Below are 1,616 nucleotides of genomic sequence, written 5' to 3' on the forward strand. Positions count from 1 at the left end.
GCAATATCTTTATATAACTTATTTAATTCTATTTCAAAACTCATCATTATCAGCCTCCTGATTTATTTGCAATCTCACGAATCACTGGAAATTGGCCTTCAATTTCATATTCGACCATAAAGGAATCAGGTCTCATTGAATTATTAGAATAGTTTGGTTCAATACTAACAGAGACTTTTTTTGGTGGTATTTCTTTCAATGCATTGGCCCACTCAGTCTCCATTTCGTACCAAACTCCACCTCTCCTATTAATTTGACTGTTTTGTGGTACAAGATTATCAATATCAGGAGGACCATTAAATTGTGCTCCTATTAAATGTCCACCATCATCATGTGGTAATCTGTCTTTGCCACCTACATTTGCCTGAGCATATTTATTTCTATCAGCCTTTTTTAATACGAGTGTAGAAGCCTCTACATTTACAATACGCCCAAGCTCATCAGTAGTATATTCATAGTTATCTTTCGTTATATATTTAATATTGGGTAGCAACTCTTTCTTACCATTTTTCCCTTTTATTATATGCTCACCAAAATCTGTCTCTCTTACTTCTTTTACAATAGAACTATTTTTCGGAATAGTATTATTAACTGTACCCTTACTACCCTCACCCTTCGCCGTAATCTTCTGCGCAAGATCCTTTATCGACGTCTTATCCACATCAATAGATTTATAAGTATTTCCAGTTGTATCCGCGACTGTCCTAACCTTAACTCCAGTTGGCACTTCCACTTTCCCGATGGCCTTGCCCATATCCTTGATCGAGTCTTGGGCTTTCTGGACTTGATTTTGCACAAATTCCTTGCTGTAGGGGATGAGTTTTGTTCCGTTCGCCATTTTGTCTGCAACCTTGGCTGCCCCCGCAACTCCGGCGATACCAAGGGCGTTCATCAGGCTGTTTTGGCGCTGTTCTTCCGTGAGTTCGTTGCCAAACATGTCTCTGCCGGTGACGGCTTCGCCGAGACCGTTGGCGGCGGTTAATCCATATAGACCGTATTCGGTTTGCTTGAGGACATCCAGCCCTTTACTTGATTTATAGGCGTCCAGTGCGTTTTCGGCAGCGTTGAATCCTTTAGTCAGCTGAAGCCGGTAGAGGCCGCATTCTTCTTTTGCTTTTAAAAAATATTTAAATTCATATATTTCATTTCCATTTAAAAAGACGCTGGCTCATAAGTACTTATCAAAGTAAATTAACCCCAAAATTAAAGGGGAGAAATGCTGTTAAAACAACGTTTCTACCCTTCATTATTTATTCAATTCCTGCTTCTTCTAAATTACACTTATCATATTCAGAATCAGGTAAAAGATTCAAACGGTTATATTACCAAATGATTTTTCTTTCATGATTATCTGCTCAGATAAATTTTCATAATCATAGTCAATTTTCAACTTCCCTGTACTCTCTAAATTAAATGTTAAATTGTTATTTTTAAACTCTGCAAGTAATCGATAGTAGAAATTATTGCATTTCATCATCTCAAATTTTCTTGTATTGAATTTTTTATAACAATGAATCTGACAATAGCTTTTCAAACATTTCATCAAATCCTTTAAATTCCTCCATTTCTCTTCCTGATGGATTATCTAATTCAATATATAGCTTTTTATTAATATG

The 1,616-nt window shown here is 36.3% G+C and carries 2 protein-coding genes; both read right to left on the reverse strand.

The genetic code is table 11. The features are described 5' to 3' along the window. Nucleotides 1-49: 49 nt before the first annotated feature. Nucleotides 50-937 carry a DNA/RNA non-specific endonuclease gene (locus AC06OU_RS14060; RefSeq protein WP_475856608.1) on the reverse strand — a complete coding sequence of 296 codons (888 nt, stop codon included), beginning with the start codon at nucleotides 935-937 and terminating at the stop codon, nucleotides 50-52. A 372-nt stretch (nucleotides 938-1,309) separates the two neighbouring features. Continuing rightward, the gene (locus AC06OU_RS14065) at nucleotides 1,310-1,477 is read right to left on the reverse strand and encodes an immunity protein YezG family protein (RefSeq protein WP_475856609.1); all 168 of its coding nucleotides are present in this window, start codon (nucleotides 1,475-1,477) and stop codon (nucleotides 1,310-1,312) included. Nucleotides 1,478-1,616: the final 139 nt, after the last annotated feature.

This window comes from Psychrobacillus sp., assembly GCF_056205495.1.